The 26,371-nt window shown below is 68.6% G+C and carries 31 protein-coding genes and 1 pseudogene; 22 read left to right on the forward strand and 10 right to left on the reverse strand.

The genetic code is table 11. The annotated features are described in order from the left end of the window. Nucleotides 1-19: 19 nt before the first annotated feature. The 5 genes from IT779_RS31515 to IT779_RS31535 all read right to left on the reverse strand — a co-directional run bounded on the left by IT779_RS31515 (nucleotide 20) and on the right by IT779_RS31535 (nucleotide 3,841). Complete coding sequence (locus tag IT779_RS31515; protein ID WP_196153125.1) at nucleotides 20-970, reverse strand: helix-turn-helix domain-containing protein; 951 nt, start codon at nucleotides 968-970, stop codon at nucleotides 20-22. Nucleotides 971-1,027: 57 nt separating this feature from the next. Further along, on the reverse strand, nucleotides 1,028-1,861 hold the full coding sequence (locus tag IT779_RS31520) for an alpha/beta hydrolase (protein WP_196153126.1): 834 nt from the start codon (nucleotides 1,859-1,861) through the stop codon (nucleotides 1,028-1,030). A 52-nt stretch (nucleotides 1,862-1,913) separates the two neighbouring features. Beyond that, on the reverse strand, nucleotides 1,914-2,843 hold the full coding sequence (locus IT779_RS31525; protein ID WP_332839056.1) for a helix-turn-helix domain-containing protein: 930 nt from the start codon (nucleotides 2,841-2,843) through the stop codon (nucleotides 1,914-1,916). 128 nt (nucleotides 2,844-2,971) lie between these two features. After that, entirely contained in the window at nucleotides 2,972-3,184 is a 213-nt protein-coding gene (locus IT779_RS31530) for a hypothetical protein (protein ID WP_196153128.1), read from the reverse strand. A gap of 57 nt (nucleotides 3,185-3,241) precedes the next feature. After that, nucleotides 3,242-3,841: a TetR/AcrR family transcriptional regulator gene (locus tag IT779_RS31535; RefSeq protein WP_332839057.1), complete on the reverse strand. Its 600-nt coding sequence runs from the start codon at nucleotides 3,839-3,841 to the stop codon at nucleotides 3,242-3,244. An 80-nt stretch (nucleotides 3,842-3,921) separates the two neighbouring features. Between IT779_RS31535 and IT779_RS31540 the strand changes: the two genes are divergently transcribed. The 17 genes from IT779_RS31540 to IT779_RS31615 all read left to right on the forward strand — a co-directional run bounded on the left by IT779_RS31540 (nucleotide 3,922) and on the right by IT779_RS31615 (nucleotide 18,567). After that, nucleotides 3,922-4,347: a tautomerase family protein gene (locus tag IT779_RS31540; protein ID WP_196153129.1), complete on the forward strand. Its 426-nt coding sequence runs from the start codon at nucleotides 3,922-3,924 to the stop codon at nucleotides 4,345-4,347. Nucleotides 4,348-4,489: 142 nt separating this feature from the next. Continuing rightward, complete coding sequence (gene hypA / locus IT779_RS31545; RefSeq protein WP_196153221.1) at nucleotides 4,490-4,867, forward strand: hydrogenase maturation nickel metallochaperone HypA; 378 nt, start codon at nucleotides 4,490-4,492, stop codon at nucleotides 4,865-4,867. Further along, nucleotides 4,825-5,697 (forward strand): hydrogenase nickel incorporation protein HypB, encoded by an 873-nt coding sequence (hypB, locus tag IT779_RS31550; protein WP_196153130.1) that lies wholly within the window; start codon nucleotides 4,825-4,827, stop codon nucleotides 5,695-5,697. Before hypA ends, hypB begins: the two co-directional genes overlap by 43 nt. A gap of 56 nt (nucleotides 5,698-5,753) precedes the next feature. Then, nucleotides 5,754-6,809: an NADH-quinone oxidoreductase subunit B family protein gene (locus IT779_RS31555; protein WP_196153131.1), complete on the forward strand. Its 1,056-nt coding sequence runs from the start codon at nucleotides 5,754-5,756 to the stop codon at nucleotides 6,807-6,809. An 11-nt stretch (nucleotides 6,810-6,820) separates the two neighbouring features. Further along, complete coding sequence (locus tag IT779_RS31560; RefSeq protein ID WP_196153132.1) at nucleotides 6,821-8,617, forward strand: nickel-dependent hydrogenase large subunit; 1,797 nt, start codon at nucleotides 6,821-6,823, stop codon at nucleotides 8,615-8,617. Nucleotides 8,618-8,620: 3 nt separating this feature from the next. Beyond that, nucleotides 8,621-9,535, forward strand: coding sequence for a NifU family protein (locus IT779_RS31565; protein WP_196153133.1), 915 nt, complete (start codon nucleotides 8,621-8,623; stop codon nucleotides 9,533-9,535). After that, the gene (locus IT779_RS31570) at nucleotides 9,532-10,158 is read left to right on the forward strand and encodes a DUF5947 family protein (protein ID WP_196153134.1); all 627 of its coding nucleotides are present in this window, start codon (nucleotides 9,532-9,534) and stop codon (nucleotides 10,156-10,158) included. The genes IT779_RS31565 and IT779_RS31570 overlap by 4 nt, the downstream gene beginning before the upstream one ends. After that, nucleotides 10,155-10,808, forward strand: coding sequence for a DUF6084 family protein (locus tag IT779_RS31575; RefSeq protein WP_196153135.1), 654 nt, complete (start codon nucleotides 10,155-10,157; stop codon nucleotides 10,806-10,808). The genes IT779_RS31570 and IT779_RS31575 overlap by 4 nt, the downstream gene beginning before the upstream one ends. Further along, on the forward strand, nucleotides 10,805-12,154 hold the full coding sequence (locus tag IT779_RS31580) for a hypothetical protein (protein ID WP_332839058.1): 1,350 nt from the start codon (nucleotides 10,805-10,807) through the stop codon (nucleotides 12,152-12,154). The genes IT779_RS31575 and IT779_RS31580 overlap by 4 nt, the downstream gene beginning before the upstream one ends. A gap of 7 nt (nucleotides 12,155-12,161) precedes the next feature. Beyond that, nucleotides 12,162-12,281: a DUF6893 family small protein gene (locus tag IT779_RS39145; RefSeq protein ID WP_408637812.1), complete on the forward strand. Its 120-nt coding sequence runs from the start codon at nucleotides 12,162-12,164 to the stop codon at nucleotides 12,279-12,281. Between the two features lies 1 nt (nucleotide 12,282). After that, nucleotides 12,283-12,765 carry a hydrogenase maturation protease gene (locus IT779_RS31585; protein ID WP_196153136.1) on the forward strand — a complete coding sequence of 161 codons (483 nt, stop codon included), beginning with the start codon at nucleotides 12,283-12,285 and terminating at the stop codon, nucleotides 12,763-12,765. A gap of 1 nt (nucleotide 12,766) precedes the next feature. Beyond that, complete coding sequence (locus IT779_RS31590) at nucleotides 12,767-13,009, forward strand: HypC/HybG/HupF family hydrogenase formation chaperone (RefSeq protein ID WP_196153137.1); 243 nt, start codon at nucleotides 12,767-12,769, stop codon at nucleotides 13,007-13,009. Continuing rightward, nucleotides 13,006-15,279 carry a carbamoyltransferase HypF gene (hypF, locus tag IT779_RS31595; protein ID WP_196153138.1) on the forward strand — a complete coding sequence of 758 codons (2,274 nt, stop codon included), beginning with the start codon at nucleotides 13,006-13,008 and terminating at the stop codon, nucleotides 15,277-15,279. The genes IT779_RS31590 and hypF overlap by 4 nt, the downstream gene beginning before the upstream one ends. A gap of 16 nt (nucleotides 15,280-15,295) precedes the next feature. Next, complete coding sequence (locus tag IT779_RS31600) at nucleotides 15,296-15,631, forward strand: HypC/HybG/HupF family hydrogenase formation chaperone (protein WP_196153139.1); 336 nt, start codon at nucleotides 15,296-15,298, stop codon at nucleotides 15,629-15,631. Further along, entirely contained in the window at nucleotides 15,628-16,740 is a 1,113-nt protein-coding gene (gene hypD / locus IT779_RS31605) for a hydrogenase formation protein HypD (protein WP_196153140.1), read from the forward strand. The genes IT779_RS31600 and hypD overlap by 4 nt, the downstream gene beginning before the upstream one ends. After that, the gene (gene hypE / locus IT779_RS31610) at nucleotides 16,733-17,812 is read left to right on the forward strand and encodes a hydrogenase expression/formation protein HypE (protein WP_196153141.1); all 1,080 of its coding nucleotides are present in this window, start codon (nucleotides 16,733-16,735) and stop codon (nucleotides 17,810-17,812) included. The genes hypD and hypE overlap by 8 nt, the downstream gene beginning before the upstream one ends. After that, nucleotides 17,809-18,567, forward strand: coding sequence for a DUF6390 family protein (locus IT779_RS31615; protein WP_196153142.1), 759 nt, complete (start codon nucleotides 17,809-17,811; stop codon nucleotides 18,565-18,567). The genes hypE and IT779_RS31615 overlap by 4 nt, the downstream gene beginning before the upstream one ends. 50 nt (nucleotides 18,568-18,617) lie before the next feature. Here the strand turns inward: IT779_RS31615 and IT779_RS31620 are convergent, their stop codons facing one another. Further along, nucleotides 18,618-19,997 carry a bifunctional lysylphosphatidylglycerol flippase/synthetase MprF gene (locus IT779_RS31620; protein ID WP_196153143.1) on the reverse strand — a complete coding sequence of 460 codons (1,380 nt, stop codon included), beginning with the start codon at nucleotides 19,995-19,997 and terminating at the stop codon, nucleotides 18,618-18,620. A 207-nt stretch (nucleotides 19,998-20,204) separates the two neighbouring features. Here IT779_RS31620 and IT779_RS31625 point away from each other — a divergent pair, with 207 nt between their 5' ends. Continuing rightward, nucleotides 20,205-20,852: a pentapeptide repeat-containing protein gene (locus IT779_RS31625; protein ID WP_196153144.1), complete on the forward strand. Its 648-nt coding sequence runs from the start codon at nucleotides 20,205-20,207 to the stop codon at nucleotides 20,850-20,852. A gap of 173 nt (nucleotides 20,853-21,025) precedes the next feature. On the opposite strand, the gene IT779_RS31630 is transcribed toward IT779_RS31625, so the two are convergent. Next, nucleotides 21,026-22,354 carry a serine/threonine-protein kinase gene (locus tag IT779_RS31630; RefSeq protein ID WP_196153145.1) on the reverse strand — a complete coding sequence of 443 codons (1,329 nt, stop codon included), beginning with the start codon at nucleotides 22,352-22,354 and terminating at the stop codon, nucleotides 21,026-21,028. Between the two features lie 221 nt (nucleotides 22,355-22,575). Then, a complete protein-coding gene (locus IT779_RS31635; protein WP_196153146.1) occupies nucleotides 22,576-23,016 on the reverse strand; it encodes a hypothetical protein in 441 nt (146 codons plus the stop codon). Between the two features lie 224 nt (nucleotides 23,017-23,240). On the opposite strand from IT779_RS31635, the pseudogene IT779_RS38265 reads away from it, so the two are divergent. Together IT779_RS38265 and IT779_RS31645 are read left to right on the forward strand one after the other, a co-directional pair. Then, nucleotides 23,241-23,422, forward strand: a pseudogene (locus IT779_RS38265) (alcohol dehydrogenase catalytic domain-containing protein); the annotation flags it as partial. 104 nt (nucleotides 23,423-23,526) lie between these two features. After that, nucleotides 23,527-23,985, forward strand: a complete 459-nt coding sequence (locus tag IT779_RS31645; protein ID WP_196153147.1) for a hypothetical protein — start codon at nucleotides 23,527-23,529, stop codon at nucleotides 23,983-23,985. Nucleotides 23,986-24,141: 156 nt separating this feature from the next. Here IT779_RS31645 and IT779_RS31650 read toward each other — a convergent pair whose 3' ends face one another. Then, a complete protein-coding gene (locus IT779_RS31650; RefSeq protein WP_196153148.1) occupies nucleotides 24,142-24,366 on the reverse strand; it encodes a hypothetical protein in 225 nt (74 codons plus the stop codon). Nucleotides 24,367-24,728: 362 nt separating this feature from the next. Next, nucleotides 24,729-25,145, reverse strand: a complete 417-nt coding sequence (locus IT779_RS31655) for an Hsp20/alpha crystallin family protein (RefSeq protein ID WP_196153223.1) — start codon at nucleotides 25,143-25,145, stop codon at nucleotides 24,729-24,731. Nucleotides 25,146-25,288: 143 nt separating this feature from the next. Between IT779_RS31655 and IT779_RS31660 the strand changes: the two genes are divergently transcribed. Together IT779_RS31660 and IT779_RS31665 are read left to right on the forward strand one after the other, a co-directional pair. Further along, entirely contained in the window at nucleotides 25,289-25,600 is a 312-nt protein-coding gene (locus IT779_RS31660; protein ID WP_196153149.1) for a MerR family transcriptional regulator, read from the forward strand. Nucleotides 25,601-25,662: 62 nt separating this feature from the next. After that, nucleotides 25,663-26,295 (forward strand): VOC family protein, encoded by a 633-nt coding sequence (locus IT779_RS31665; protein WP_196153150.1) that lies wholly within the window; start codon nucleotides 25,663-25,665, stop codon nucleotides 26,293-26,295. Nucleotides 26,296-26,371: the final 76 nt, after the last annotated feature.

Below are 26,371 nucleotides of genomic sequence, written 5' to 3' on the forward strand. Positions count from 1 at the left end.
TTCCGCGACGGCTGTGTTCTCAGCGCGTCGGGCGTGCGGCGCGCCACTGGGACGGCGTCATGGCGAAGGCGGCGCGGAAGCGGCGGGCGAAATGGGTTGGGTCGCTGAATCCGTGGCGGTGCGCGACCGCGGTGATGGTGAGGTGCCGGTGGGTGCGTAGCGTGTCGCGGGCGCGGTCGAGTCGGCGGCCGATGATGTAGTCGGCGAGTCCGATGCCGGTGTGCGACCACAGTTTGTAGAGCTGGCGCGGGGAGATGTTGTGCGCGACGGCGATGGACTCCGCGCAGAGGTCGGGGTCGTCGAGATGCTCGTCGACGAAGCGTCGGATGGCGCGGACGGGGTCGGCTCGCGCGGGTGGATCGGCGGCGTCCTCGGCGGCGTTGGTCAGCAGTGCCCGCACCAGTTCCATGGAGGTGGTGTTGAGTTCGGGCAGGATGTCCGCGCTGGTGCTCGCGACCGTCGCCAACTGTTGGATGAAGGTGCGGACCAGGCCGTACAGCGAATTGTCCGGTCGCAGTCCGCGCACCGCGCGCGTCAGGGTCGGCGCGGGCAGCATGAGGCGGGCCGGGTCGAAGTGGAGGGCGAGCACGGTGCCCGAACAGGTGCGGCGGAAATCGAACGGGGCCGCGTCGTCGACCGCTACGAGGGCGGGTTCCTCCGGCGGTGCGGCGACGGTACGACCGTGCTGGGTCAGCGTCCAGTCACCCGGCGACAGCACCGCGACCGCCATCCGCGCGGCCGGGCCTGCGCCGGGTCGCGGAGCCGAGCGGGCCGCGGCGATACCGGTGCTCTCCAGCCGCAGCAACGCCGAACCGTCGCCGAGGTTCCAGTTGTGCAGGCGCATTCGCGGCTCGGAGCGGGGCAGGGGAGTCACCGTGAGCGAATCCGCCAACCCCGCCCGCCGCAGTGCCGTCCGCAGCGCGACCGGATCGTAGGGCCGCGCCTTGGTGACATCGAGTAGAAGTGTCATGCCGTTCTTCGCCGCCGGGGTCGCGAATTCGCGGTGTATCCGGCAGACCGCGCGGTCTCAGTCCGTGGCGGGCTCGCCCGAGGCGGCGCTCGCGTTGGCGAGTGCCCAGTCGAGGGCGTAGTCGGCGACTTCCTGCCAGCCGGGTTCCGCGCAGGTCCAGTGCGAGCGGCCGGGGAATTCGTGGTAGTCGGTGACGGCTTCGGACTTGTGGTAGTGCTTGGCGTTGGACTTGTTCACCGACGGCGGCATGATGTGGTCCTCGCCGCCCGCGATGAACAGCAGCGGGGCGCGATCGTCGCGGGCGTAGTCCACCCAGGTCTCGTGATGGCCGGGCCGGAAGTTCTCGAACACGCCGTAGGTCCACACCCAATTACCCGGCGCCGGAATGTGGTAGCGCTCCCACGCGGCGCGCGAGGCTTGTTCGTCGATGGTGTTGGTGAACGCGTACCGGAATTCCTCGGCCGTGAATCCGACGGCCTTGTGCCGGTTCGACAGGCTCTTGAGAATCGGGAACAGCGCCTTCGCCTGCGAGGGCGGCGTCACCCGAACCCCTTCGGTCGGCGCGGAATCGATCGCGACCGCCGCCGCCCCGAGTCCGCGGTCGACCAATAGTTGGGTGAGGGTGCCGCCGAAGGAGTGTCCGATGATGATCGGCGGGCTCGGCACCGCCTCGATCACCGCGGCCAGATGGTCGACGGTCTCGCGCACCGTGAGATCGGCGATGATCGACGGATTCGCGCGCAGCGCCTCCACCTCGATCTCGAAACCCGGATAGCCGGGAGTGAGCACGGTGTAGCCCTTGGCGCCGAAGTATTCGACCCAGTGCTCCCAACTGCGCGGGGTCATCCACAGTCCGTGGACCAGAACGATGGTGTCGGGGGTCGTGGTCATGCGGTCGCTCCGATCGAAGAGAATTGCCGAAGGTGTGCGGGCGGGTGCAACGCTAGGGCGCCTGCGGTTCATCGAACCGACTCCGGCCGCACGGTTGTGTGCTCTCGGCGCCGAATTCGCGCGGGGCGATGCGCCGCCAGTCGCGCGGCGCGATGCCGAACATGTCCCGGAACCGGCGACTGAAATGCGCGTTGTTGACGAAACCCCAGCGCCGTGCCACCGCGGCGATCGGCACGTCGGCCAGCTCGGGGCGGGCCAGATCGGCGCGCGCGCCGGTGAGCCGCTCGGCGATGATCCACTGTTCCAGGCTGAATCCGGCCTCCGCGCACAGCCGGAACAGCCGTCGCGGCGAGATGTCATGGGCGTCGGCGATGTGCTCGGGGGACAAGTCGGCGTCGCCGAGATGTCTGCGCACGTAGGCGCGGATGCGCGGCAGCAACACCTCGGCCATGAGTCCGCGCGCGTAGTCGATGTCGTAGGCGGAGGCGAGCAGGGCGCGTACGAGTTCGACACTGGTGTCGCCGAGCACCGACGCGGACGGGTCGACGGAGAGCCGCTCGGCCTGGCGGGTGAGCTCGCCGATGTGGGCGGTCATCATCGTGTGCAGCGGACTGGCCGCCAGCCGTCCCGCGGCCGCGCGCACCACCTCCGGCGGCAGCCCGACCGCATCGATCGGCACGTGCAGACACTGGGCGCTGCCGTAGCGGGGGAGCAGGTAGTCGTAGGGCGCGTTGAGGTCGATGACGAACAGGTCGCCGATGGGCAGCACGCGCCGGGTGTCGAACTGGTCGGAGTAGCCGACGTTGATCTCCTGCACCGCGATGGCCAGCATCTCGGCCGGACCCGCCTTGACCTGCCGCGGGGTGCGTTGGAGTCGGTATCCGGTCATGACGCTGCGGAAGATGCTCGCGGCGCCGTACGACCAGACCTCCATGAGCGAATCGACCCGCTCCGGATTCTCCAGCACCACACGCGACGGCACCGATTGCTCCTGCATCGCCACACGTGTGGCGTCGGCGCGATCACGCGGGGCGAAATCCCGGGACCGGAAAACGACTACCATGCCGGTCCTTCCCAGCGACGCGGAATACCGACCAGTCTGGCATTAGATTAGGGCACGGCGTGCCACTCGGCATCCGCACGGCGACGGTTCAGCAACTCCGGGACGCATGCACTGGTCGCGGCCCGATTCGACACGGGATCGGAGCGGATCTCGGGCATCGGAGTGGACGGACCGCGCGCCAGGAACAGGATCACCACGACGATCAGGAGCGTGCCCGCCGCACCGGCGGCCAGTAGCCGGTGCCACGTCCGGTCACCCACGCTGAAACCCTCCCTGGACGGCGACTCGAAGGTGAAGGCCGCGGCCTTCTTCGATGGTCAGTTTGTCGAGGTAGCGCGGGCGCCGCCTGCGAGCGCGGACTCGAGCACCGCCTCGAGCGCGAGCGCCGTGCGGTCGAGCGCCGTGGTCTCGCGTTGCGCTCTGCACAGGGCGACGGCGCCTTCCAACGCGGTGACCACCAGTGTGGCTGTCGTGGCCGCGGTCTCGGTGGCGGCGCCGTGCGTGCGCAGTGAGTGTGCGATGAGGTCGATCCAGTTGGCGAAGGCGGCGGCGGCCGCGCGGCGGGGTGCGTCGTCGGTGTCGGGCTGTTCCTCGACGGAGACCGCGAGGACCGGGCATCCCGCGCGGAAGTCGCTGTCCAGCAGGACTGTGCGCCAGAAGTCGACGAAGGCGCGCAGGCCGGCGAGCGGCCCGCCCGCCAGTTCTTTCGTGAGCCGGTGCGTGGTGAGAGCGTCCGCGAAGCGGACGGCTTCGGCGGCCAGTTCGGATTTGCCGCCGGGGAAGTAGTGGTAGGTCGAGCCGAGCGGGGCGCCGGAGTGTTTGGCGAGTTCGCGCACGCTGGTGGCGTTCAGCCCGCGGCGGCGCAGCATGTCGGCGGCTCCAGCCACCATCCGATCCCTGGCGGGTGGATTCTCCACCGCTCACCTCCCTTGATCATGACGACTGTCATAGCGTACCGTCCCTCTCGTATAACAGTCGTTATAACAAGGAGTCGACAATGCCGATCATCCAACTGACACTGCCCGCAGGCATCCTCACCGCCGAGGCGCGCGGCACCCTGCGCAAGACCCTCGCCGCCACGCTCATGCACTGGGAGGGCGCCCCCGACACCCCGTTCTTCCGTGCGCTGGCCTGGTGCCTGATCGACGAGGTGCCCGAGGGTGCGTTCGGCAGCGCCGAGGACGAGCTGCCGCGCTTCCGGGTCGACGTGACGGTGCCCGAAGGCGGGCTGAACGACGAGCGCAAGGCCGGTCTGGTCAAGCAGGTGACCGCCGATGTGCTGAGTGCCACCGGACTCGCCGAGGCCGATGGTCTGCGGGTGTGGGTATTGCTGCGCGAACAGCCCGAGGGCACGTGGGGCGCGGGCGGAGAGGTCGTGCGCTTCGCCGAGGTGCGGAAGCTGGCGGCGGCGCAACGCGGCTGACGCGCGGACCGGGGGCGGCTCTCGCGAAGGCTGCTCCCGGTCCGGGCCGGTCACGAGGCGACTCCACCCAACCCGCGCCGCGCACGGTTGCCGGGGAGTAGCTTCGAAGGAGGAGGTGCTTCTCGGCGAATCGAGGCCCGCGATGCACGAGATGGCGATCACGCAGAGCGTCGTCGAAGCGGTGTGCGAACACGCCGATGGCCGCGCGGTGCACAGTGTCACCGTCGAGGTCGGTCAGTTGTGCGCGGTGGTGCCCGACGCGATGCGGTTCTGTTTCGAACTCGCCGCCGAAGGGACTCTCGCGCAGGGGGCGCGCCTCGAGATCACGGAGGTGCCCGGTTCGGCGCACTGCCGAGCGTGCGAGCTGGATTTCGCACTGGCTGTTCCGATTCTGCTGTGCCCGCACTGCGACGGCGCGGACGTCACGGTCCGATCGGGGCGCGAACTTCGAATCCGATCGATGGAGGTGAGTACGGAATGTGCGCAACCTGCGGATGTGGAGACGACAGCGCGGCCGTGATCGCGATGGGCCGTGCGCACGCACACGGTGGCCACTCACATGACGGCGAACATGTGCGAGAAGGCGGACACACTCACGACGGCGGTCACTCGCACGCGGACCACTCGCACGGCGAACACCGTCACGGTGACGGACACGACGGCACCGAGACCGTCACCCTCGAGCAGAAAGTGCTCGCCAAGAACGACGAAGCGGCGCAACGCAATCGGGAACGACTCGCGCGGCTCGACATCCTCGCCCTGAACATGACCAGTTCCCCCGGGGCGGGCAAGACGACGCTGCTCGAGCGCACGATCCGCGATCTGGCCGACGTTCCCACCGCCGTGGTCGAGGGCGACCAGGAGACCGTGCTCGACGCCGAGCGCATCCGCGCCACCGGCCGCCCGGTGGTGCAGGTCAACACCGGCGCGGGCTGTCATCTGGACGCCGAGATGATGGCGCGGGCGCTGGACGCGCTGAATCCCGAGCCGGGAACCCTGCTGTTCATCGAGAACGTCGGCAATCTGGTGTGTCCGGCGCTGTTCGACCTGGGCGAGCGCGACAAGGTGGTGGTGATCTCGGTGACCGAGGGCGCGGACAAACCGCTGAAATATCCGCACATGTTCGCGGCGGCGCGCGTGGTGCTGGTCAACAAGATCGATCTGCTGCCCTATGTCGATTTCGATTCGACCCGATTCCGGGAGTATGCCGATTCGGTGAATCCGGGCATCGAGATCATTCCGATTTCGGCGACGACCGGCGAAGGTTCGGGACTCTGGTACGACTGGCTGCGCTCCGAGAACCGGTCGGGCAATCGCACCGCTATTGATGATCTTTCACGACAGACCTAAACTGACGTGATCCGTATCACATTCGGTGACAATTTCGGCTTCAGGAAGTGGCGGCGATGCCAACACAGGAAGCAGTACAGGCCGAAGAGACTTTGATTCACGTGCTCTGGATCAATGCGGGCCTCAGTTGCGACGGTGACTCGGTGGCGCTGACGGCGGCCACCCAGCCCAGTATCGAGGAGATAGCGCTCGGCGCGCTCCCCGGACTACCGAAGATCGCCGTCCACTGGCCGCTGATCGATTTCGAATGCGGCCCGGCCGGGGGAGCCGACGACTTCCTCGAATGGTTCTTCAAGGCCGATCGCGGTGAACTCGAACCGTTCGTGCTGGTGGTCGAGGGCTCGATCCCGAACGAGAAACTCCACGAAGACGGCTATTGGTGCGGTTTCGGCAACGATCCGGCGACCGGTCAGCCGATGACCACGAGCGCGTGGCTGGACCGCCTCGCCCCCAAGGCGACCGCGGTGGTCGCGGTGGGCACCTGCGCCACCTACGGCGGCATCCACGCGATGGCGGGGAATCCCACCGGCGCGATGGGCGTCCCGGACTATCTGGGCTGGCAGTGGCGCAGCAAGGCCGACATCCCGATCGTCTGCGTGCCCGGCTGCCCGATCCATCCCGACAATCTCTCCGAGACGCTGACCTATCTGCTCTACATGGCGACCGGGCAGGCGCCGATGATTCCGCTGGACGAGGCGCTGCGGCCGAAATGGCTGTTCGGCGCGACCGTGCACGAGGGCTGCGATCGGGCGGGCTATTACGAGGAGGGCGATTTCGCCACCGAATACGGTTCGCCGAAATGCATCGTGAAGCTGGGCTGCTGGGGTCCGGTCGTGAAATGCAATGTGCCAAAACGCGGCTGGATCAACGGCGTCGGCGGCTGCCCGAATGTCGGCGGCATCTGCATCGGCTGCACCATGCCGGGATTCCCGGACAAGTTCATGCCGTTCATGGACGAGCCGCCGGGCGGGAAGATCTCGTCGACCGCGTCCGGTCTCTACGGTTCGGTGGTCCGCGGTCTGCGGCACATCACCGAGCGCACTGTCGACAAGGAGCCGCGCTGGCGGCACAAGGGCGAGCGGCTGGAAACCGGCGCGACTCGAACCTGGTAGGAGGATCGTCGATGACTGCCATAATTCCTCAGCCGTCGCACAAACAGATCGACCCCGACGCTCTCGTCGAGATGTCCTGGGACCCCATCACCCGCATCGTGGGCAGTCTCGGCATCTACACGAAGATCGATTTCGAGAACCGCGAGGTCGTGGAATGCCACAGCACGTCCTCGATCTTCCGCGGCTATTCGCTGTTCATGAAGGGCAAGGATCCGCGCGACGCGCATTTCATCACCAGCCGCATCTGCGGCATCTGCGGTGACAACCACGCGACCTGTTCCTGCTATTGCCAGAACATGGCCTACGGGGTGAAACCGCCGCATCTGGGTGAATGGATCGTCAACCTCGGCGAGGCCGCCGAATACATGTTCGACCACAACATATTCCAGGAGAATCTGGTCGGCGTCGACTTCTGCGAGAAGATGGTCTCGGAGACCAATCCCGCCGTACTCGCCCGCGCCGAGCACACCCTCGCCCCGCATTCCGACGCGCACGGCCACCGCACGATCGCCGACATCATGCGGGCGCTCAACCCGTTCACCGGCGATTTCTATCGCGAGGCGCTGCAGGTCAGCCGCTACACCCGCGAGATGTTCTGCCTCATGGAGGGCAGGCACGTCCATCCGTCGACGCTGTATCCCGGCGGCGTCGGCACGGTCGCGACCATCCAGTTGATGACCGACTACATGACCCGGCTCATGCGCTACGTCGAATTCATGAAGAAGGTCGTGCCCATGCACGACGACCTGTTCGACTTCTTCTACGAGGCGATACCCGGATACGAGAAGGTCGGGCTGCGGCGCACGCTGCTCGGGTGCTGGGGTTCGTTCCAGGATCCGGAGGTGTGTAATTTCGCGTATCGGGACATGGAGGACTGGGGTCGGCGGATGTTCGTCACGCCCGGTGTGGTCGTGGACGGCCGCCTCGTCACCACCTCCCTGGTCGACATCAATCTCGGCATCCGAATCCTGCTCGGCAGTTCGTATTACGACGACTGGACCGACCAGGAGATGTTCGTGACGCGCGATCCGCTCGGCAATCCGATCGATCGCAGGCACCCGTGGAATCAACACACCAATCCCCATCCGCAGAAACGGGATATGGACGACAAATACAGCTGGGTGATGTCGCCGCGCTGGTTCGACGGCGTCGATCATCTCGCGCTCGACACCGGCGGCGGTCCGCTGGCGCGGTTGTGGTCGACGGCGCTGGCCGGACTGGTCGATATCGGCTACGTGAAATCCACCGGGCACAGCGTGCAGATCAACCTGCCCAAGACCGCGCTGAAAGGTCCGGTCTCGTTCGAGTGGAAGATTCCCGAATACGGCAGCAACACCATCGAGCGTGACCGCGCCCGCACCTACTTCCAGGCCTATGCCGCGGCCTGCGCCCTGCATTTCGCGGAGCAGGCGCTCACGGAGATCCGCGCGGGCCGCACCGCGACCTGGGAGAAATTCGAGGTGCCCGACGAAGGCATCGGATGCGGATTCACCGAGGCGGTGCGCGGCGTGCTCTCGCACCACATGGTGATCAGGGACGGCAAGATCGCGAACTACCACCCGTATCCGCCGACGCCGTGGAATGCCAACCCGCGCGACAGCCTCGGCACGCCCGGCCCCTACGAGGACGCCGTGCAGGGCCAGCCGATCTTCGAGGAGAACGATCGGGAGAATTTCAAGGGCATCGACATCATGCGCACCGTGCGCAGTTTCGATCCGTGCCTGCCCTGCGGTGTGCACATGTACCTGGGCAAGGGCATGACGCTGGAAACCGTGCACAGCCCGACGCAGACGGCGATCCCGGAGTAGGCGATGGCCGGGGCGGTGACGGCCGGGGCGGCGAGGGACCGCGACGACGCGGGCGAGGACCACTGGCGCGGCGCGGGCGAGCGCATAGAGACCCTGCTCGACGCGAGTTCCGCGGGCGGCGTGGTAGCCCGTGAACGCGCGGAACTATTGGTGCGCGAGGTGGTCGACCTCTACGGTGCGGGCCTGCGCCGCATCCTCGACACCCTCGACCCCGCGACCGTGGAAGCGCTGACCCGCGACGATCTGGTCGCCAGCCTGCTACTGGTACACGGCCTGCACCCGCACGACCTGCGCACCAGGGTCGCGGGCGCACTCGACAGCGTCCGCCCGTATCTCGGCTCGCACGGCGGCGACGTGACCCTGCTCGACGTCGCCGACGGCGTCGTGCACCTGGAACTGGCAGGCAACTGCCGCAGTTGTCCCTCCTCCTCGGTGACCTTGGAACTGGCCGTCGAGGAGGCGGTACGAGCCGCCGCGCCGGAGATCGAATCGATCGACGTCGTCGCGGCGCGGACCGACCCCGGTCTGATCCCGGCCGATACGCTGCTCGCGCGCGTGCACGCCGATCCCGGCGCGCCGCACGGCGGCAGTTGGATCGCGACGCCGGAACTGGGTGAACTCGGACCGGGGGAGGTCGGCGGCTTCACCGTCGCGGGCACGGCCGTCATCGCGTGCCGCGTCGGTGATTCCGTTTTCGTCTATCTCGACCGCTGCGGCGCCTGCGACCGGTCCTTGGCGGGCGCGACACTGCACTCGGCAGCCGGAGCCGCGATACTGCGTTGTCCGTTGTGCCACAAGCGATTCGACGTCGTCCACGCGGGCGCGGGCTTGGACGGCGACGCCCATCTCGATCCGCTGCCGGTGCTGCCGCGCGCGGGTCGGCTTTCCGTCGCGGTGCCCGCGGAGGTGGTCGGGTGAGTTCACCGCTTCGAGTCCTGCGCAGGATCACCGCGGAACGCGCGCCGGTCGCGGGTGAGCGGTGCGAGATGTGCGCGGAATCCATCGCCGACGATCATCGCCACGTCGTCGATGTCGAAGGGCGGCAACTGATGTGCGTGTGCCGCGGCTGCTATCTGCTGTTCACCGACCACCGTGCGGCGCTGCGCTACCGCTCGGTGCCCGACCGGTACCTCGCGTTCCCGGACTTCTCGATCGCGCAGGGCGAGTGGGACGCCCTCGACATCCCGGTGGGTTTGGCGTTCTTCTTCGTCAACTCCGCGCTCGGTCGCCCGGTCGCGTTCTATCCCGGTCCGGCGGGCGCCACCGAATCCGAACTGCCGCTCGACCGTTGGCGCGCCCTGCTCGACGCCCACCCCGACCTGGATGTCGCGCTCGCCGATGTGGAGGCGCTGATGATCCGGGTCCCCGAACGCGGCACCGCGCACGCCAGGTGCCTGCTGCTGCCCATCGACGCCTGCTACGAGTTCGTCGGACGCATGCGCATGCTGTGGCGCGGTTTCGACGGCGGCAGCGACGTGCACCGCTACCTCGACGAATTCTTCACCGAGAGCGCCGCGCGAGCACGGACGGCCCGCCGATGAGCCCGGCATACGCGACGACGTTCGCGGTCCTCGACCTGGCGCCGCAGCCCTACGCGGCGACCCCGATCCTGTCCGCGCGCGTCGGCATCGCCACCGTGAGCGAGGATCCCGTGCACGCGGTGGTCCTACGCGCCCAGGTGCGTATCGAACCGCAACGTCGCCCCTACACCGACGAGGAAGGCGCGGGTCTGCTCGACCTGTTCGGCCCGCGACAGCGCTGGCGCGACACCCAGCGCTCGTTCCCGTGGCTGCACTGCGCGACCACGGTCCCCGGATTCCACGGCGGCACCGAGGTCGACCTGCCGCTGCCGTGCACCTACGACTTCGAGGTGAGCGCGTCGAAATACCTGCACGCGCTGCGCGACGGCGTGGTCCCGCTGCTGTTCCTGTTCAGCGGCACCGTATTCACCAAGGGAGCGGGCGGATTCACCGTGCAGCAGATTCCGTGGGACCGCGAGGACCGCTACGAGATGCCGGTGTCGGTGTGGCGCGAGCTGGTGGCCGCGCATTTCCCGGACGCGGGATGGCTGCGACTCGACCGCCCGACCATCGACGCGCTCGCCGACTACAAATCCGGGCACGGACTGCTCGACTTCGACTCCGCGGTGCGGCGGCTGCTGGCCGAATCGACCGCCGAGGAGTCCAGGTGACCCGCGCGCGGATCGGGATCGAGACGGCGCGCGCCAGGGCACGCGCGGTCGCCGACGCGGTGCTCTACGAGGGCTATCTGCTGTATCCGTACCGTGCGAACGCGCGCAAGAACCAGACCAGATGGCAGTTCGGCGTGCTCGGCCCACCCGGCTCGGCCGCCGCGGGACTGGGGGAGGATCCGGAACTGCGCGCGCAGTGCCTGCTCGACGCCACGGAGGCGTCGGGCCTGGCCCTCACCGTCCGCTTCCTGCAACTCCAGCGGCGTCGACTCGAGGACACGAACGGCGACCCGTGCGCCGAGCTCGTCGTCAACGGCCGCACCTGGATCGGCTGGGACGAGGCGGTGGAACGCGAGGTCACCGTCGGGCCGATGCCGTTGGCGGCGGGGGTGTTCACGCTCTCGATACCGGGCGGCACGGACACCGAGGAACTTCTCGAGCCCGACGGCGCGCACGCCGGTCGCGTGTTGCGCACCCGTCTGCCGTTGACCGGCGAACTGGAGGTGCGCGTCGAGCCCGCGCCCGGAGCGCGGAAGATGAGCATCATGGTCCGCAATACCGGCACGGCGGCGACCGACAAGGACGATGCCATCGCCCGGTCCTTCATCGGCGCCCACGTACTCGCCGAAGTCGCGGCGGGACAGTTCATCTCGCTCATCGACCCGCCGGACGAGGCGATGGCGGCGGTCGCCGGGTGCACCCAGGATCGCTGCTTCCCCGTGCTGGCAGGCCCGCCCGGCGAATACCGGCTCATGCTGATCTCCCCGATCATCCTCTACGACCATCCCGAGATCGCCGAGCAGAGCGAGATGGCGCTCTACGACTCGACCGAGATCGACGAGATCCTCACTCTTCGCGTCATCACCATGACCGACGAGGAGAAGGTCGTCGCCCGCGCCACCGACCCGCGCGCCGCGCGCATCATCGACGCCTGCGACGCCCTCGATCCCGACACACTCGGCCGCCTGCACGGTGTGCTGCGCGATCCGCATCGCGGCGACCCGGGGGTCCTGCCCGAGGTGCCCATCGGAACCGACTGGTGGGATCCCGATGCCGATGCCGCCGTGCGCCCTGAGTCCGATGCGGTCGCGGTCGGCGGCACGCTGGTGCGCCGAGGCAGCCGGGTCCGACTGCGGCCCGCGCGCCGCGCCGACGCCCACGACCTGTTCTACGACGGCAGGACCGCCAGGGTGGTCACCGTGCACCAGGACGTGGACGGCGCGACCCACATCGGCGTGGTCGTCGAGGACGATCCGGCCGCGGAGCTGCACGAATGGTACGGCCGCTATCTGTACTTCGCTCCCGAGGAAATCGAGCCGCTCGACGGCGCCCGAGAAGAAAGGTAGGTCCGCCATGGAGACAGTAGGGGTGATCGCGGTCTGTGTGGTCCTGGCAGGAGCGGCGGCGGGCGTGATCGTCGGCGTTCGCTCGCTGCCCGACGTCCGGCGGTACCTGAAGATCCGCCGCATGTGAGATGGCGACCGGGCAGCTGCTGGTCGCCGGGATCGGCAATATCTTCCTCGGCGACGACGGTTTCGGTCCCGAGGTGCTCGCGCGGCTGCCGCACGAGTACGACGAACGGGTGTGCCTGCGCGACTACGGCATTCGCGGCATGCACCTGGCCTACGACCTGCTCGAGCCGTGGCGGGCGCTGATCCTGGTCGACGCGCTGCCGAATCGGGGCGCGGCGGGCCGGGTCGAGGTGCTGCGCGCCGATCCCGACACCGCGGAAGCGACCGGCTTGGACGCGCACGCCATGGATCCGGCCGCTGTCTTCGCCGGGGTGCGCGCACTCGGCGGGACGGTGCCACCGACCATCGTGGTCGGCTGCCAGGTCGCGTGCGTCGAGGAGGGCATCGGGCTGTCGGACCGGGTCGCCGCCGCGGTGGACGCGGCGACGACGGCGGTCGCGGACGTGCTCGCCGAACTGCTCGCGGCCGCGCCGGAAGAGGTGTGACATGTGTCTGGGCATACCGGGTCGGGTCGTGGAAGTCCTCGACGGATACCACGATCAGGTCGCGCTCGTCGACGTCGAGGGCGCGCGGCGGCGCGTGAACATCGGTCTGCTCGAGGACGATCCGGCCCGCCCCGGCGACTGGATCGTGATCCACATGGGTTTCGCGGTGGAGAAGACCGACGAAGCCGGGGCCAAGACTGCGCTGGACGGGCTGCGGCTGCTCGGGCGGGGTGAGCCGACATGACCGCGCCCCGATCGCGACGCAGGCTGCTGATCCGCGGCGTGGTCCAGGGCGTCGGCTTCCGTCCTTTCGTCTACACCACCGCCGCCGAGCTGTCGCTGACCGGGCAGGTGCGCAACGACAGTCGCGGCGTGATCCTCGAAATCGAGGGCGCGCCGAATGATCTCGAGGAATTCGGCCGTCGACTGCGCGAATGTCCGCCGCCGCTCGCGGTGCTCGACTCGATCGAGGAGACCGCCGTCCCGGTGCGCGGCGGCACCGGATTCCGCATCGCCGACACCGCGCGCGCGGGCGGCGGCCGCACCTTCGCCGCACCCGACGTGGCGATCTGCGACGACTGCGCCGCCGAACTGCGCGACCCCGCCGACCGCCGCTACCGCCACCCCTTCGTCAACTGCACCAACTGCGGCCCGCGCTTCACCATCATCGCCGCCATGCCCTACGACCGGGACCGCACGTCGATGGCCGATTTCCCGATGTGCGAACGTTGCGCGGCCGAATACGCCGACCCGTCCGATCGACGCTTCCACGCCCAGCCGATCTGCTGCCCGGACTGCGGCCCCCGCCTGTCCTACACCGGTCCCGGCGCGGGCGCACCGCTGACCGCCGCGCGAGACCTGTTGCGCGCGGGCGGAATTCTGGCCGTCAAAGGAATCGGCGGCTACCACTTGGCCTGCGATGCCACCGACGAGTCCGCGGTGGCACGGCTGCGTGCCCGTAAACGCCGCGGCGCCAAGCCTTTCGCGGTCATGGTGCCCGACCTCGCGCACGCGGGCGCCATCGCCGAACTCGACGCCGCCGCCGCCTGCCTGCTCGGCGGCCCGCAACGCCCCATCGTGCTGCTCGCCCGCGTCGGCAACGCGCTCGCGCCGGCGGTGGCGCCCGGCATTCCCGACCTCGGCGTCATGCTCGCCTACACCCCGCTGCACCTGCTGCTCTTCGGATTACCCGGCGACGAACCCGGTCCGCAGGTACTCGTGATGACCTCGGGAAATCGCGGCGGCGAACCGATCTGCTACGACGACGCCGACGCGGCCACCGCATTGGCCGATCTCGCCGACGGATGGCTGGCCAACGACCGCCGCATCCTCGTCCCGTGCGACGACTCGGTGGTGCGCCTCGTCGACGGCGCGGAGGTTCCGGTGCGTCGCTCCCGCGGCTATGCCCCGCTGCCGTTGGCGCTGCCCGTGCCGGTGCCGCCGACGCTCGCGGTGGGCGCGGATCTCAAGAACACCTGCGCGGTCGGCGAGGGCCGCTACGCGTGGCTGAGCCAGCACATCGGCGACATGGACGATCTGGCCACCCTGCGCGCCTTCGACGACGCGACCGCGCACCTGTCGGCGCTGACCGACGTGCACCCCGTGCACCTGATCGCCGACGCCCACCCCGGTTACCGCTCGGCGATGTGGGCGCGCGCCAACGCAGGCGACCGACCGGTGCGCACCGTACAACACCACCACGCCCACCTCGCGGCCGTGATGGGCGAACACGGACTCGGCGCCGCCGACACCGTCCTCGGAATCGCCTTCGATGGAACGGGTTTCGGTCCCGACGGCGCGATCTGGGGCGGCGAAGCGTTGGCGGCGGGCTACAAGGGCTACCGGCGGCTCGCCCACCTGCGTTACGTGCCGCTGGCGGGCGGGGACGTCAGCGTGCGCAGGCCGTATCGGATGGCACTGGCGCACCTGTGGGCCGCGGGCCTGGACTGGACCGAGGACATCGCCTCGGTGCGCGCCTGCCCGGAGCGAGAACGATCGGTGCTTGCCCACCAGTTCCGCACCGGCCTCGGCTGCACGCCCACCTCCAGTATGGGACGGCTCTTCGACGCGGTGTCCTCGCTGGCGGGCGTGCGCCACGACGTGGACTACGAGGCGCAGGCGGCCATCGAACTCGAAGGACTCGCGCGCGGCGGCGACCCCGGCGACACCCGCTACCGGTTCGCCCTCGACCGCGCCCGCGACCCGGCCGTCATCGACCCCGGACCGGTACTCGCGGCGGTGGTCGCCGACGCCCGATCCGGTGTCGCGGCCGCGGTGATCGGCGCGCGCTTCCACCGCGCGGTGGCCGAACTCGTCGCCGAACTCGCGACCGACTACGCCGACGGCACCGTCGCGGTCGCGCTGTCGGGCGGAGTGTTCCAGAACGCGCTACTGCTGTCGACCGCCGAGAACCTGTTGCGCGACAGAGGCGTTCGAGTGCTGTGCCACCGGCGGATACCGCCCAACGACGGCGGCCTCGCGTTCGGGCAACTGCTCGCGGGCAACGCGGAATGAGTGGAAGGAGACAACGATGTGTCTTGCGGTTCCGGGGAAAGTGCTCAGCCTCGAACAGCGCGACGGCACGCTGATGTCGGTCGTCGACTTCGGCGGCGTCCACAAGGACGTGTGCCTGGAATACATTCCCGACGCCGAGATCGGCGACTACGTCGTGGTGCACGTCGGCTTCGCCATCCAGCGTCTCGACGAGGAGTCCGCGCGGCGCACCCTCGCCGAATTCGAACATCTCGGCGTGCTGAAGGAGGAATTCGGCGACGGCTTCGCCTTGGCCGCCGAACAATCCGGACTTCCCGATCCCACGGCGACCCGCGCCGCGGATTCCGACGACGACCCGGAGGTGCGGTCATGAGATATCTCGACGAATTCAGCAATCCGGAATCGGCGCGGCGCCTGATCGAGGAGATCCGCGCCGTCACCACCCGACGCTGGTCCATCATGGAAGTCTGCGGCGGACAGACACATTCGATCATCCGCCACGGTATCGACCAGCTACTGCCCGACCGGATCGAGATGATCCACGGGCCGGGCTGCCCGGTGTGCGTGACACCGCTCGAGATCATCGACAAGGCGCTCGAGATCGCCGCGCGGCCCGGCGTGATCTTCTGTTCCTTCGGCGACATGCTGCGGGTGCCGGGCAGCGAGCGCGACCTGTTCCGAGTGAAGAGTGAGGGCGGCGACGTGCGCGTGGTGTACTCGCCGCTGGACGCGCTCACCATCGCCGCGCAGAACCCCGACCGGCAGGTGGTGTTCTTCGGCATCGGATTCGAGACCACCGCGCCCGCCAACGCGATGACGGTCTACCAGGCGCGCAAACGCGGCATCGAGAACTTCTCGTTGCTGGTCTCGCACGTGCTGGTGCCGCCCGCCATCGCCGCCATCATGGAATCGCCGCAATGCCGGGTGCAGGGCTTCCTCGCCGCGGGCCACGTGTGCAGCGTGATGGGCACCGAGGAATATCCGCCGCTGGCCGAGAAATACCGGGTGCCGATGGTGGTGACCGGTTTCGAACCGCTCGACATCCTCGAAGGCATCCGCCGCACCGTCCTGCAGTTGGAGCAGGGCAGGCACGAAGTCGAGAACGCCTACCCGCGTGCCGTGCGGGCCGAGGGCAACGCGGCGGCCAAGGCCATGCTCGCCGACGTGTTCGAGGTCACCGATCGCGGCTGGCGCGGCATCGGCACCATACCGCGCAGCGGCTGGCGGCTCGCGCCCCGCTACCGACACTACGACGCCGAACAGCGCTTCGCGGTCGGCGACCTGCACACCGAGGAATCCACGGTGTGCCGCTCCGGCGAAGTGTTGCAGGGGCTCATCAAGCCCAACGAGTGCGCCGCCTTCGGCACCACATGCACCCCGCGAAATCCATTGGGCGCCACCATGGTCTCCTCGGAGGGCGCGTGCGCCGCCTACTACCTGTATCGCAGGCTCGACCTGCCCGCGGAGGTGGCCCATGCGTGAGGACGGTGTCTCCGTGGACGCGACCATCGACATGGATCGCTGGGTCTGCCCGCGGCCGCTGCGGGATTCGCCGACCATCGTGATGGGACACGGCGGCGGCGGAGCCATGTCGGGCGAGCTGATCGAGCACCTGTTCCTGCCCGCGTTCGGCGCCGCGGCCGACGCGGGCCTCGGCGACTCCGCGGTACTCGACCTCGGCGGCGTGCGCGTGGCGTTCTCCACCGACTCCTTCGTGGTGAAACCGCTGACGTTCCCCGGCGGTTCGATCGGGGACCTCGCGGTGAACGGCACCGTCAACGATCTCGCCATGTCCGGCGCAAGACCGATGGTCCTGTCGACCGCCTTCATCCTCGAGGAGGGCACCGCGCTGGCCGAGATCGCCAGGATCGCCGAAGCGGTCGGCACGGCGGCGCTGGCGGCGGAGGTCAAGCTGGTCACCGGCGACACCAAAGTGGTCGACTCCGGCCACGGCGACGGCATCTACCTCAACACCGCGGGCATCGGACTGGTGGGCGAAGGCGTCGACATCCGGCCGCAGCGGGCGCGGCCCGGCGATGTGGTGATCGTGAGCGGCGATATCGGAGTGCACGGCGTCGCGGTGCTGAGCTGCCGCGAAGGACTCGAATTCGGGACAACGGTGTGCAGCGACACCGCCCCGCTGCACGGTTTGGTCGCCGCCATGCTCGACACCGGCGCCGACATCCACACCCTGCGCGATCCCACGCGCGGCGGAGTGGCGGCGACCCTCAACGAGATCGCCCGCACCGCGAAAGTCGGTGTGTCGCTCGATGAACGGGCACTGCCCGTACCCGACGCCGTGCGCGACGCGTGCGGCCTGCTCGGCCTCGACCCGCTCTATGTCGCCAACGAAGGCAAACTGATCGCATTCGTCGACCCCGCCGACGAGTACGCCGTCCTGGCCGCCATGCGCGCACACCCGCTCGGCGCGAAATCCGTCGCGATCGGAGTGTGTGTACCCGAGCATCCCGGAATGGTGGTCGCCCGCACCGCACTCGGCGGCACCAGAGTCGTCGACCTGCCCGCGGGCGAACAACTTCCGCGAATCTGTTGACTCCCACACCGGAAAGGCCGGACCCCGGGGCCGACCTCTTCGCCCGCTTCGCCTACGCCCCCAACGATCTCGGCTACTGCGGACCGCCGGACGCGACAGCCCTCGCGTCCGGCTCACCCGAACGAATCCGCGCCGCCGCCCACCGATTCACCGGCGCCTGGCCCTATCTCGCCGTCATGGCCGAGATGACCGGAATCGCCGACCCCCTCGACGAACGTCTGGTCCGCGCCTACTGGCTCGGCGGCGGCATGGGCGCCGACCTCGATGGCGCACGCTTCCTCGACGGCCTGCTCGCGCGCATAGGCCCGGTCGCCGGACCGTACTGGCACCACCTCACCGCCGACCTCACTCCGGAAGCCGCACCCAACCACGCTTTCCACGTTTTCGCCGTCTACCCGTGGTCCCGCCTGCTCGGCCGCGGCCCCCAACCACTACACGTCCTCGACAGCTGCCGCATCACCTGGGGCACCGTCCTCACCCGTACCGACTGTGAGGTGGAAGTCTCCGCACAGCAACTACTCTGGGACGGGCGCTCGCTGTATCTGTCCGAACCACGACCGACCCGAGCCGTCCTCGATCCCATCCCACCCACCCTCGCCACCCACGCTGAGCCGGGTGACCGGGTAGCGATCCACTGGGGCCGAGTCTGCGCGCACCTCGACCACGCACAGGTCGAGAACCTCGCCGCCGCGACCACCCGACAACTGGCAGCCACCAACAGGCGCCTCACCGACACCAGCGGTCCTGCCCGCTGACTCGCTCTCGGCGGGAGCCGGATCGGTGGCGGTCTCCCCGCCGCGAGGTCTCAGTACTGCTTGCGGTGGGGGAAGAATTCCAGGGTGAGCAACGCCGAGGCGGCGGGGACGAGTTCGCGGAAGCGGATGAGTACGAAACGTTCGTCGGCGAGGGCGTGGAATTTGCGGAGGAAGCGGTAAAGGGACTCGAGGCGGATCAGTGGGTCGCCGAGGTGGACGACGCGGTAGGTGAGTTCGCCCACGCGCGTGCGGTTCTTGTCGGCGAACAGTTCGGGGAAAGCGGCGAAGGCGAGGGAGACGCGGGTGATTCCGGTGGTGCGCGCGTACTCGACCAGGTCGACGATCATGCGTTCGTCCAGGCCGTTGGGCGCGTCCTTGCGCCGCCACGGCACGTCGAGGCTGAGTTCGGTGCCTCGGGCGGACATGCCGTAGCGCTGGAATCCGGCGACCCGGCCGTCGGTGTCGCGGGCCACGATGACGAGCATGCCGGGGTGGCGGCCGTCGAGCAGGTGGTCGAGGATCATGGAGAATCCGCGATTCTGGCGGCCCGCGCCCCACTGGTCGACGATGTCGAGGAGTTCGGCGCGCAACGGTGCGGGCAGCGCCGATTCCGGCAGGATCTCGGTGGTGACGCCCGCGTTGGCGGTGCGGCTGACGGCTTGGCGCAGATTGCGGAACTCGCGCCCGACCATCGCGAAACCGTCGACCTCGATGACCACGTCCCGGCCGATGGGCACCGCGCGCAGGCCGCGATGGTCGCCCGCGTGCCGCTGCCAGAGTTCCACCACTTCCGGGCTCGCGCCGAGTACCGCCACACGCCAACCCTGGTCGGCGGCGAAGCGGGAGAACTCGGTGATGAGCGCGGGGAAGGCCGGGCGCGCGCCGATGGGGTCGCCCGCGACCACCGCGATCCCGAAGCGGGTGCGGTAGCCGAGCGCGGCCGCGGTGTTGGCGCCGAAGAAATAGCTCTTGGCGGAATGTAGGGCGAATGCGGCGAGGGGGTCGCCTTCGGTGCGGCAGACCAGGTCGGCGACGCGCAGCCGGGCCTCGGGTTGCGGTCTGCTGCCGCGCGGCAACATGAGCATGTATCCGGTGGCGGCGAGGAACACGAAGCCCGCCGCCGCGTGTTCGGCGCGGTAGGCCACATTGGCGCAGCCGAGCATGAGTACCGCGACGACCACGTGCTGCACCGTCACCGGACGGCACAGGTGCAGACCGCGCACCACGAACAGCCCGGATATCGCGACCGCCGCGAACCAGCCGTGGCCCGTGCCCTCGTGCGCGGCGCGGTTCGCCTCGTAGAGCAGCCCGGCCGACACCAGCAACAGGACGACGATCACCGCGGGCCGGACGACCGGCGCGGCGGTGGCGGCCAACTGACGGTATCCCGTCGTACCGACGCGAACGGCAGCCTTACGTTGCTCAGGCATGCCATCTCCTCACTACACCGGGCGTCATCGCGTCCCCTCGGATGATCATCCATCGGCCGCGGCCGTGGTATGGGTCATACGGGACAACCACGTCACCCGTCAATCCATTTCCAAGGCTAACGACTCGCCGTCGAACCTGTCGGTGGGTGCCCGTACCGTTGGAGCCGATTCGCCAACCCGCAAGCACCGACCGAGGGGAGAGCGCCCGTGCCCGGCGATCTGGCCGACCTGCCGTATGCCCGTTTCCTGGAGCCGCTGGACGGCCCGCCGGAACCGGAAGGCGATTACGACTGCGCGCACCTGCACGCGCTCGAGCTCACCGACCCCGATATCGGCAACGCGCGCTTCGGCGAATCCGCCTTCACCTCGGTAACGCTGCACGGCGGAACCCTGCGGCACTCCCGCTTCCGCGATGTCTGGCTGCGCGATGTGCGCTGGATCGGCACCGAGATCGCCGACACCACGTGGCAGGACGTCGAATTCGTCGCGGGCGCGCTGTCCGGTGTCGACGCGGGCGGCGCGGTGCTGCGCCGGGTCCGCTTCGAAGGCTGCAAACTCGACTCGATCAACCTGCGTTCCGCGAAACTGCACGATGTGGTCTTCACCGATTGCGTCCTGCGCGATGTCGATTTCGCGGGGTCGCACCTGCGCACCGTCAGCTTCCCCGGGTCACGCCTCGAGGGTCTGCTCCTCGACAAGGCGACGCTCACGTCGGTGGATCTGCGCGGCGCCACCGCACTCGACATCGCCGACGGACTCACCGCCCTGCGCGGCGCCACCGTCACCCCGCTGCAATTGATCGACCTCGCCCCGGCCTTCGCCCGCGCCACCGGCATCGTGGTCGCCGAACCGTGAACGCGCCGCCGATCCGCACGCCGACGGCGGATTTCGACGCGCCGTCGGCCGGACCGCCGCCGTGGTTCGTCCACCGCATAGATGCACAACGTGCCACGGCATCGGCCACGACCGGTGACGGCGGCGCGACCCGATACGACGTCACTCGACCATCGCCGACGCCGCGAGCACACTCACTTCTTCGGTTTGTCCGGCTTGTCCTTGCCTTTCCCGGGATCATCGCCCTTACCGGGATTGTCCGTGCCCACCTTGCCGTTGTCGGCCCCGTTGCGCTTGCCGGGTGGCTTCGGATCGGCGAGGTCGGCGTTGTCCGGGACGATCGCGACGGGTTGCCGCGGCAGCCGTGTCGCGACCGGGCCTGCACAGTCGAGTTCACACGGCAGTTCGGCCAGCGGTGTCACCGCGATCTGCGGCGCGGCGACCGGCGGCGACGGCACGTGGGTCGGGGCGTCGGGCCTGGTTGTCGGCGTGCCCGAATCGGACTCGATGATTTCCGGACCGCCCAACCACAGCGCACCCCCGATCACCGCGACCAGGCCGAGCAGTGCCGCCGCCGCCAGACAGGGCCGCTGCGGCATCGGCGCGCGAGTGCTCGCCGCGGGCATCGTGTAGCGGCGGATCACATTCGGCAGCGTCGGCCGGGTCTGTCGAGCGGTCACCGTGTGACCGACACCGACCGCCGCCATGTCCCGTCCGCTCAGCGCGGCGTGCGCGGCGGCCGCCAATTCTCCCGCGCTCGGCCAGCGTTCGTCGGGGTCCTTGGCCATGCCGCGCATGATGACCGCGTCCAGCGCCGCAGGCACCCGGGCGACCGTCGCACTGGCCGCGGGCGGGGGTCGCATGAGGTGGGCGTGCATCTGCTCGGGCGAATCGCTGTCACCGAACGGCCGCCCGCCGGTGAGCAATTCGAACAGCACGCAGGCCAGCGCGTACTGATCCGATCGGGCGTCGGCGGATCCGGTGAACCGTTCCGGGGCCAGATATCCGAGTGTGCCGACCGTGTGGCCGGTGGCGGTGATGGGCGGCTGGTCGACATGGGTCGCGGTGCCGAAATCGATCAGATAGACGAATCCGGTCGGTGTGACCATGAGATTCGCCGGTTTGACGTCGCGATGTACCAGCCCGATGTGGTGCGCGGCATCCAACGCGTCAGCGGCTTGTATGACGATACGGACCGCGCGGTCGGGTGCGAGTGGGCCGTTCGCGCGGAGGAGGGCGGCGGCGTTCAACCCTTCGACGAACTCCATGTCCAGGTAGAGGCGGCCCTCCAATTCGCCGTAGTCGTGGATCGCCACGGCGTGCGGGCCGCGTAGCTGGGCGGCGAGGCGGGCCTCTCTGGTGAAGCGCTGCCGGTGCGCGGAATCGGCGGCCGATTCCGTCGCGAACACCTTCAGCGCGACGTTCCGGTCGGCGCGGGTGTCGTGCGCGAGCCAGACCCGGCTCGTTCCGCCGCTGCCGAGTAGTCGTTCCAGGCGGTAATGGCCGAACCACCTCTCGCCCATATATCGAAAACCTCCGGTTGCCTTTCTGCTTCGGGAGTTACCCGAATTCCGCTCCTCGGCAGGAAATCGAGGGCGCGGTAGCGATGGGTCCGATCATTTCGCAGCCTCGCGGCTGTGCGTCGAAGAATCGGACGAAACAAGCGCGGATTCCTCGTCCACACACCGGGAGAATGCTGCCGCATCGGAGGGCGGGCGTCGCTCGGCGGGGTCGGCCTGCCGGTTCACGACGGTGGGCCCGCGTCGTTCGTCGAACCGCTCCCGTCGATCGTCACCTCGGGCGGGGGAGCGTCGGCGGCTCGCGGTGTGACGAGGTTGTCGAGCACCACGGCGATCTCGCGGTAGATCTTCGACGCGGTCTCCTTGTCCCTGGCCATGAAACCGCCGTGCGCGTTGAAATCGAGCAGTCGCAGATAGTCGACCAGTTGCGCGCCGGTCAATTCCACCGTGAGCCCGCCTTCGGGGGTCTCGGTCAACCGCCGCGGTTCCTCGATGGGCTTGTGTCCCGCACCGGTGCTGGTCCGCGCCCAAAGGTCACCGGGCAGCCGGAGCACCAGCAACGGGATACCGGCCGCCACGCGTTCCCGGTCGCCCTGCTCCGGCGGCGACTGCGTGCCACAACCCGTCAGCAGCAGCGCGACAACGGCGATGCCGAGGAGAAGCAACGACCGACCTGCCGGTCGAGACGATAACGCCATGGTGTGAGGCCCCCACTGTCGTCCTGATTGGTGAGGAGGACATACCCCGACACAGTGCGACAAACCGGTGTACCGGCCCAACGCACCCGATCGCGGCCGACAACGCTCGATTGGGCCGCGATTCTCGGGGTAGACAGCCCGCGCGCGGCGCTCGACAGGCGCGCACCGTCGACGCGGAGGAGGTAAGAACGATGAAAGCCGTTGTCTATCACGGACCGCGCGATCTCGCGGTCGAGGAAGTTCCCGACGCGCGGATCGAACGCCCCACCGCCGCGCTGGTGCGCATCACCTCGACCAATATCTGCGGTTCGGACCTGCACATGTACGAGGGATCGAGAACGGGAAGGTGCTCGGACACGAGAGCCTCGGCGTGTCCCCACGAACCGCCCCTCGACCGAGCGCCGCAAGCCTACGAGCGGTTCGACGCGCGCGAGGACGGCTGGACCAAGGTGGTCCTGCATCCGTGGCGGCCCTGAGATGATGCGCCGATCCACCGTCGTCCGGGTCCGCCCCGAAGACGGGACCGGGCTGTCGGTGACGCTGGCGGTGCCCGGATATCGCGCGTTCGCCTTCACCGCCACCGCACTTCGGGTGCCCACCGCGACGGGTGAGTTGCTGATCGAGGCCGGTCACCCGTCGTGCGTGATACCGCTGGACATCGGTCCGTTCACGGTGGACGCCGGGGCGCGCACCTGGCTCGCGGCACTGCACGGCGGTGAACTGCGCGTCGCGGACGACGAGATCGACATCGTCGCCGCCACCATCGAATTCGCCGATCGTATCGATGTGGACCGGGCGCGCGCCGCGCAGGCCGACGCCGCGCACCGGCTCGAACACGATCGCGACGATCGTGCGGCGCTGCTCGCGCTACGGAGGGCGAATGTGCGCCTGGCCGTCGCCGCGCGTGTGCACCCGTCACCCGGCGCGCGGCGCTGAACGACCCGGCCGGTGCGGGCCCGATCCAGCTGTCCCTGCGGAGCGCGCTCGTCGGTCGGGTTCAGGTCAGACCGACATGGCGCGGGCCGCATGTGCCCGCGCGCATCGCCCGGTCTCCTCGACCGATGGCTACGCCGTTCGGCTCTCGACGACCGCTCAGTCCTCGATGACGACGTCGACAGTGCGCACGAAAGGAAGCTCGGCGATGTGGTCGGCGGCTTGCGTGGTGGCGCCGATCGTGACAGCGTCGGGATACTCGCCGTAGATCACCATCGCTCCCACCGATTTCAGCCTGCTGGTGAACTCGGACTCGTCTTCGCCCGATGGTTTGTCGATCAACGGGATGAATCGAACGCGGAACACTGTGGAGTCGTTCTGCACGGTGAGCTCCCTTCTGGACGTCGTCGGCCTCGGGAAACGATCGGTGAAGATGTGGCGGACGCACGACCCGCCGTAACGGGATTACCGCGTATCGCGCGTACGAAACGACCGCTCCGATTCTGCACCCGCACGGGCGCCACTCAGGTGTAGGCCGTCGGAGTATGGCGTGCCGCGGGTGTCGAGCATGCCGAGGACGGTCGACGCCTCAAGCAGCGCGGCCTGCAACGAAAGCCCTCGGGAGATTGCCCGACAGGCCGGACCGGCCTGCGCTCGCGCCAACGTCACCGTGGTGCGAGCGCGAACGAAGCAGCGGACACCCTCGGGTGTCCGCTGCTTTCGCGTATTCGGGTGGGATGGTGGAATCAGCCGATTGCCTTGTGGCCGTTTGTGCGTCCGATTTCGATCTTGCGCGGCTTGGCCTTCTCGGCCACCGGGATCACCAGACGGAGCACACCGTCGGTGTAGTCGGCGCGAATGTTGTCGGTGTCGAGTCCTTCGCCGAGGAACAGTTGGCGGCTGAACACGCCGCGCGGGCGTTCGGCGGCGATCATCGACCGGTTGGCGTCGAGGGCGGGCCTGGTGGCGCGCACGGTGACGACATTGCGTTCGATGTCGAGGTCGAGGGTTTCGAGATCGATGCCGGGCAGGTCGAGTTCCACGAAGAATTCCGTGCCGTCGCGCCAGGCGTCCATCGGCATGACGGCGGGGCGGGCCGCGGTACCGAATGCCTGCTGGGTCAGGCGGTCCAGGTCGCGGAAGGGATCGGTGCGCATGAGCATGGTTGCCATTGTCAACACTCTCCGTTCGTTGCGTCTGTGGCAGAAAATCTCTGCCGGTTGACATAGATTTGTTTTAGCACTCAAAGTAGGTGAGTGCAAGGCGTTAGGCTAGAAAATCTTCGAGCGATACGAGGAGGGCGCGCATGAGCGAGTGGCGAGAGCGTCGGCTGCCCGATCCCGGCCGGGCGGTGTACGCGATCTCGGTGGCCGCGGACCTTTCGGGTCTCGCCGTGCAGACCTTGCGGCTGTACGAAACGCACGGGCTGATCACGCCCGCCCGCAGTAACGGCGGAACCCGGCGATACAGCGGCGACGACGTGGCGCGGCTGCTCAGGATCGCGACATTGGCGGCGGAGGGCATCAACCTCGCCGGTGTCCGCCGAATCCTCGAACTGGAGGATCTGGTGACCCGGTTGCGAGCGGAGAATTCGCGGTTGCGTCGCGAACAGCAGTGATGACGCGGACCGGTCAGGAATCGAGAAGCATCGCGGGCGCCCTGGCTTCTAGCGTTGTTTCCATGAACATCACCACTGATCGAGCAACCATCGAAACCGTCGTCCTCGAGGTGTCGGACCCTGCCGCCGCCTCGACCTTCTACGCCGAAGCGTTCGGATTGGGCGACCGACTCGGTGTGCGGGCGACCGACGCGCCGACCACCGGATTCCGCGGCTTCCTCCTTTCGCTCGTGGTATCGCAGCCGAGCACCGTGGACAGCCTGGTCGGCAGCGCGGTGGCGGCGGGCGCGACGACACTCAAGCCCGCCAAGAAGAGCTTCTGGGGCTACGGGGGCGTGGTGCAGGCTCCCGACGGCGCCATCTGGAAGATCGCGACCTCGGCGAAGAAGGACAGCGGCCCCGCGACCCGCGAGATCGATGACTTCGTGGTGCTGCTCGGCGTCGAGAATGTGAAAGCCACCAAGCAGTTCTATGTGGAGCAGGGTCTGGCGGTGGCGAAGAGTTTCGGTAGCAAATACGTGGAATTCGAGGCCGCGTCCGCATCGGTGAAGCTCGCGCTCTACGGTCGCCGCGCCGCCGCCAAGGATGCGGGCGTCGCGCCCGAGGGCACTGGATCGCACCGGATCGTCCTCGGTGGAGCCGCGGGTGCGTTTGCCGACCCCGATGGATTCCGATGGGAGACCGTGCGACGTTGAGGCGCGGGCGCGTCGGCAGCGCGGCAACCGTTAAGTCAACAGTAGATACTCCAGTTTTTGATTCGGTATGCGTCGA

The organism is Nocardia bovistercoris, assembly GCF_015674855.1.
Taxonomy (GTDB): Bacteria; Actinomycetota; Actinomycetes; order Mycobacteriales; family Mycobacteriaceae; genus Nocardia; species Nocardia bovistercoris.

Coding starts and splice junctions, on each gene's coding strand:
- IT779_RS31515 (WP_196153125.1), bottom strand. CDS start 970: ATGACACTTCTACTCGATGTCACCAAGGCGCGGCCCTACGATCCGGTC.
- IT779_RS31520 (WP_196153126.1), bottom strand. CDS start 1,861: ATGACCACGACCCCCGACACCATCGTTCTGGTCCACGGACTGTGGATG.
- IT779_RS31540 (WP_196153129.1), top strand. CDS start 3,922: ATGCCGATCATCCAACTGACACTGCCCGCAGGCATCCTCACCGCCGAG.
- hypA (WP_196153221.1), top strand. CDS start 4,490: ATGCACGAGATGGCGATCACGCAGAGCGTCGTCGAAGCGGTGTGCGAA.
- hypB (WP_196153130.1), top strand. CDS start 4,825: ATGTGCGCAACCTGCGGATGTGGAGACGACAGCGCGGCCGTGATCGCG.
- IT779_RS31555 (WP_196153131.1), top strand. CDS start 5,754: ATGCCAACACAGGAAGCAGTACAGGCCGAAGAGACTTTGATTCACGTG.
- IT779_RS31560 (WP_196153132.1), top strand. CDS start 6,821: ATGACTGCCATAATTCCTCAGCCGTCGCACAAACAGATCGACCCCGAC.
- IT779_RS31565 (WP_196153133.1), top strand. CDS start 8,621: ATGGCCGGGGCGGTGACGGCCGGGGCGGCGAGGGACCGCGACGACGCG.
- IT779_RS31575 (WP_196153135.1), top strand. CDS start 10,155: ATGAGCCCGGCATACGCGACGACGTTCGCGGTCCTCGACCTGGCGCCG.
- IT779_RS39145 (WP_408637812.1), top strand. CDS start 12,162: ATGGAGACAGTAGGGGTGATCGCGGTCTGTGTGGTCCTGGCAGGAGCG.
- IT779_RS31585 (WP_196153136.1), top strand. CDS start 12,283: ATGGCGACCGGGCAGCTGCTGGTCGCCGGGATCGGCAATATCTTCCTC.
- IT779_RS31590 (WP_196153137.1), top strand. CDS start 12,767: ATGTGTCTGGGCATACCGGGTCGGGTCGTGGAAGTCCTCGACGGATAC.
- hypF (WP_196153138.1), top strand. CDS start 13,006: ATGACCGCGCCCCGATCGCGACGCAGGCTGCTGATCCGCGGCGTGGTC.
- IT779_RS31600 (WP_196153139.1), top strand. CDS start 15,296: ATGTGTCTTGCGGTTCCGGGGAAAGTGCTCAGCCTCGAACAGCGCGAC.
- hypD (WP_196153140.1), top strand. CDS start 15,628: ATGAGATATCTCGACGAATTCAGCAATCCGGAATCGGCGCGGCGCCTG.
- hypE (WP_196153141.1), top strand. CDS start 16,733: ATGCGTGAGGACGGTGTCTCCGTGGACGCGACCATCGACATGGATCGC.
- IT779_RS31620 (WP_196153143.1), bottom strand. CDS start 19,997: ATGCCTGAGCAACGTAAGGCTGCCGTTCGCGTCGGTACGACGGGATAC.
- IT779_RS31630 (WP_196153145.1), bottom strand. CDS start 22,354: ATGGGCGAGAGGTGGTTCGGCCATTACCGCCTGGAACGACTACTCGGC.
- IT779_RS31645 (WP_196153147.1), top strand. CDS start 23,527: ATGATGCGCCGATCCACCGTCGTCCGGGTCCGCCCCGAAGACGGGACC.
- IT779_RS31655 (WP_196153223.1), bottom strand. CDS start 25,145: ATGCTCATGCGCACCGATCCCTTCCGCGACCTGGACCGCCTGACCCAG.
- IT779_RS31660 (WP_196153149.1), top strand. CDS start 25,289: ATGAGCGAGTGGCGAGAGCGTCGGCTGCCCGATCCCGGCCGGGCGGTG.
- IT779_RS31665 (WP_196153150.1), top strand. CDS start 25,663: ATGAACATCACCACTGATCGAGCAACCATCGAAACCGTCGTCCTCGAG.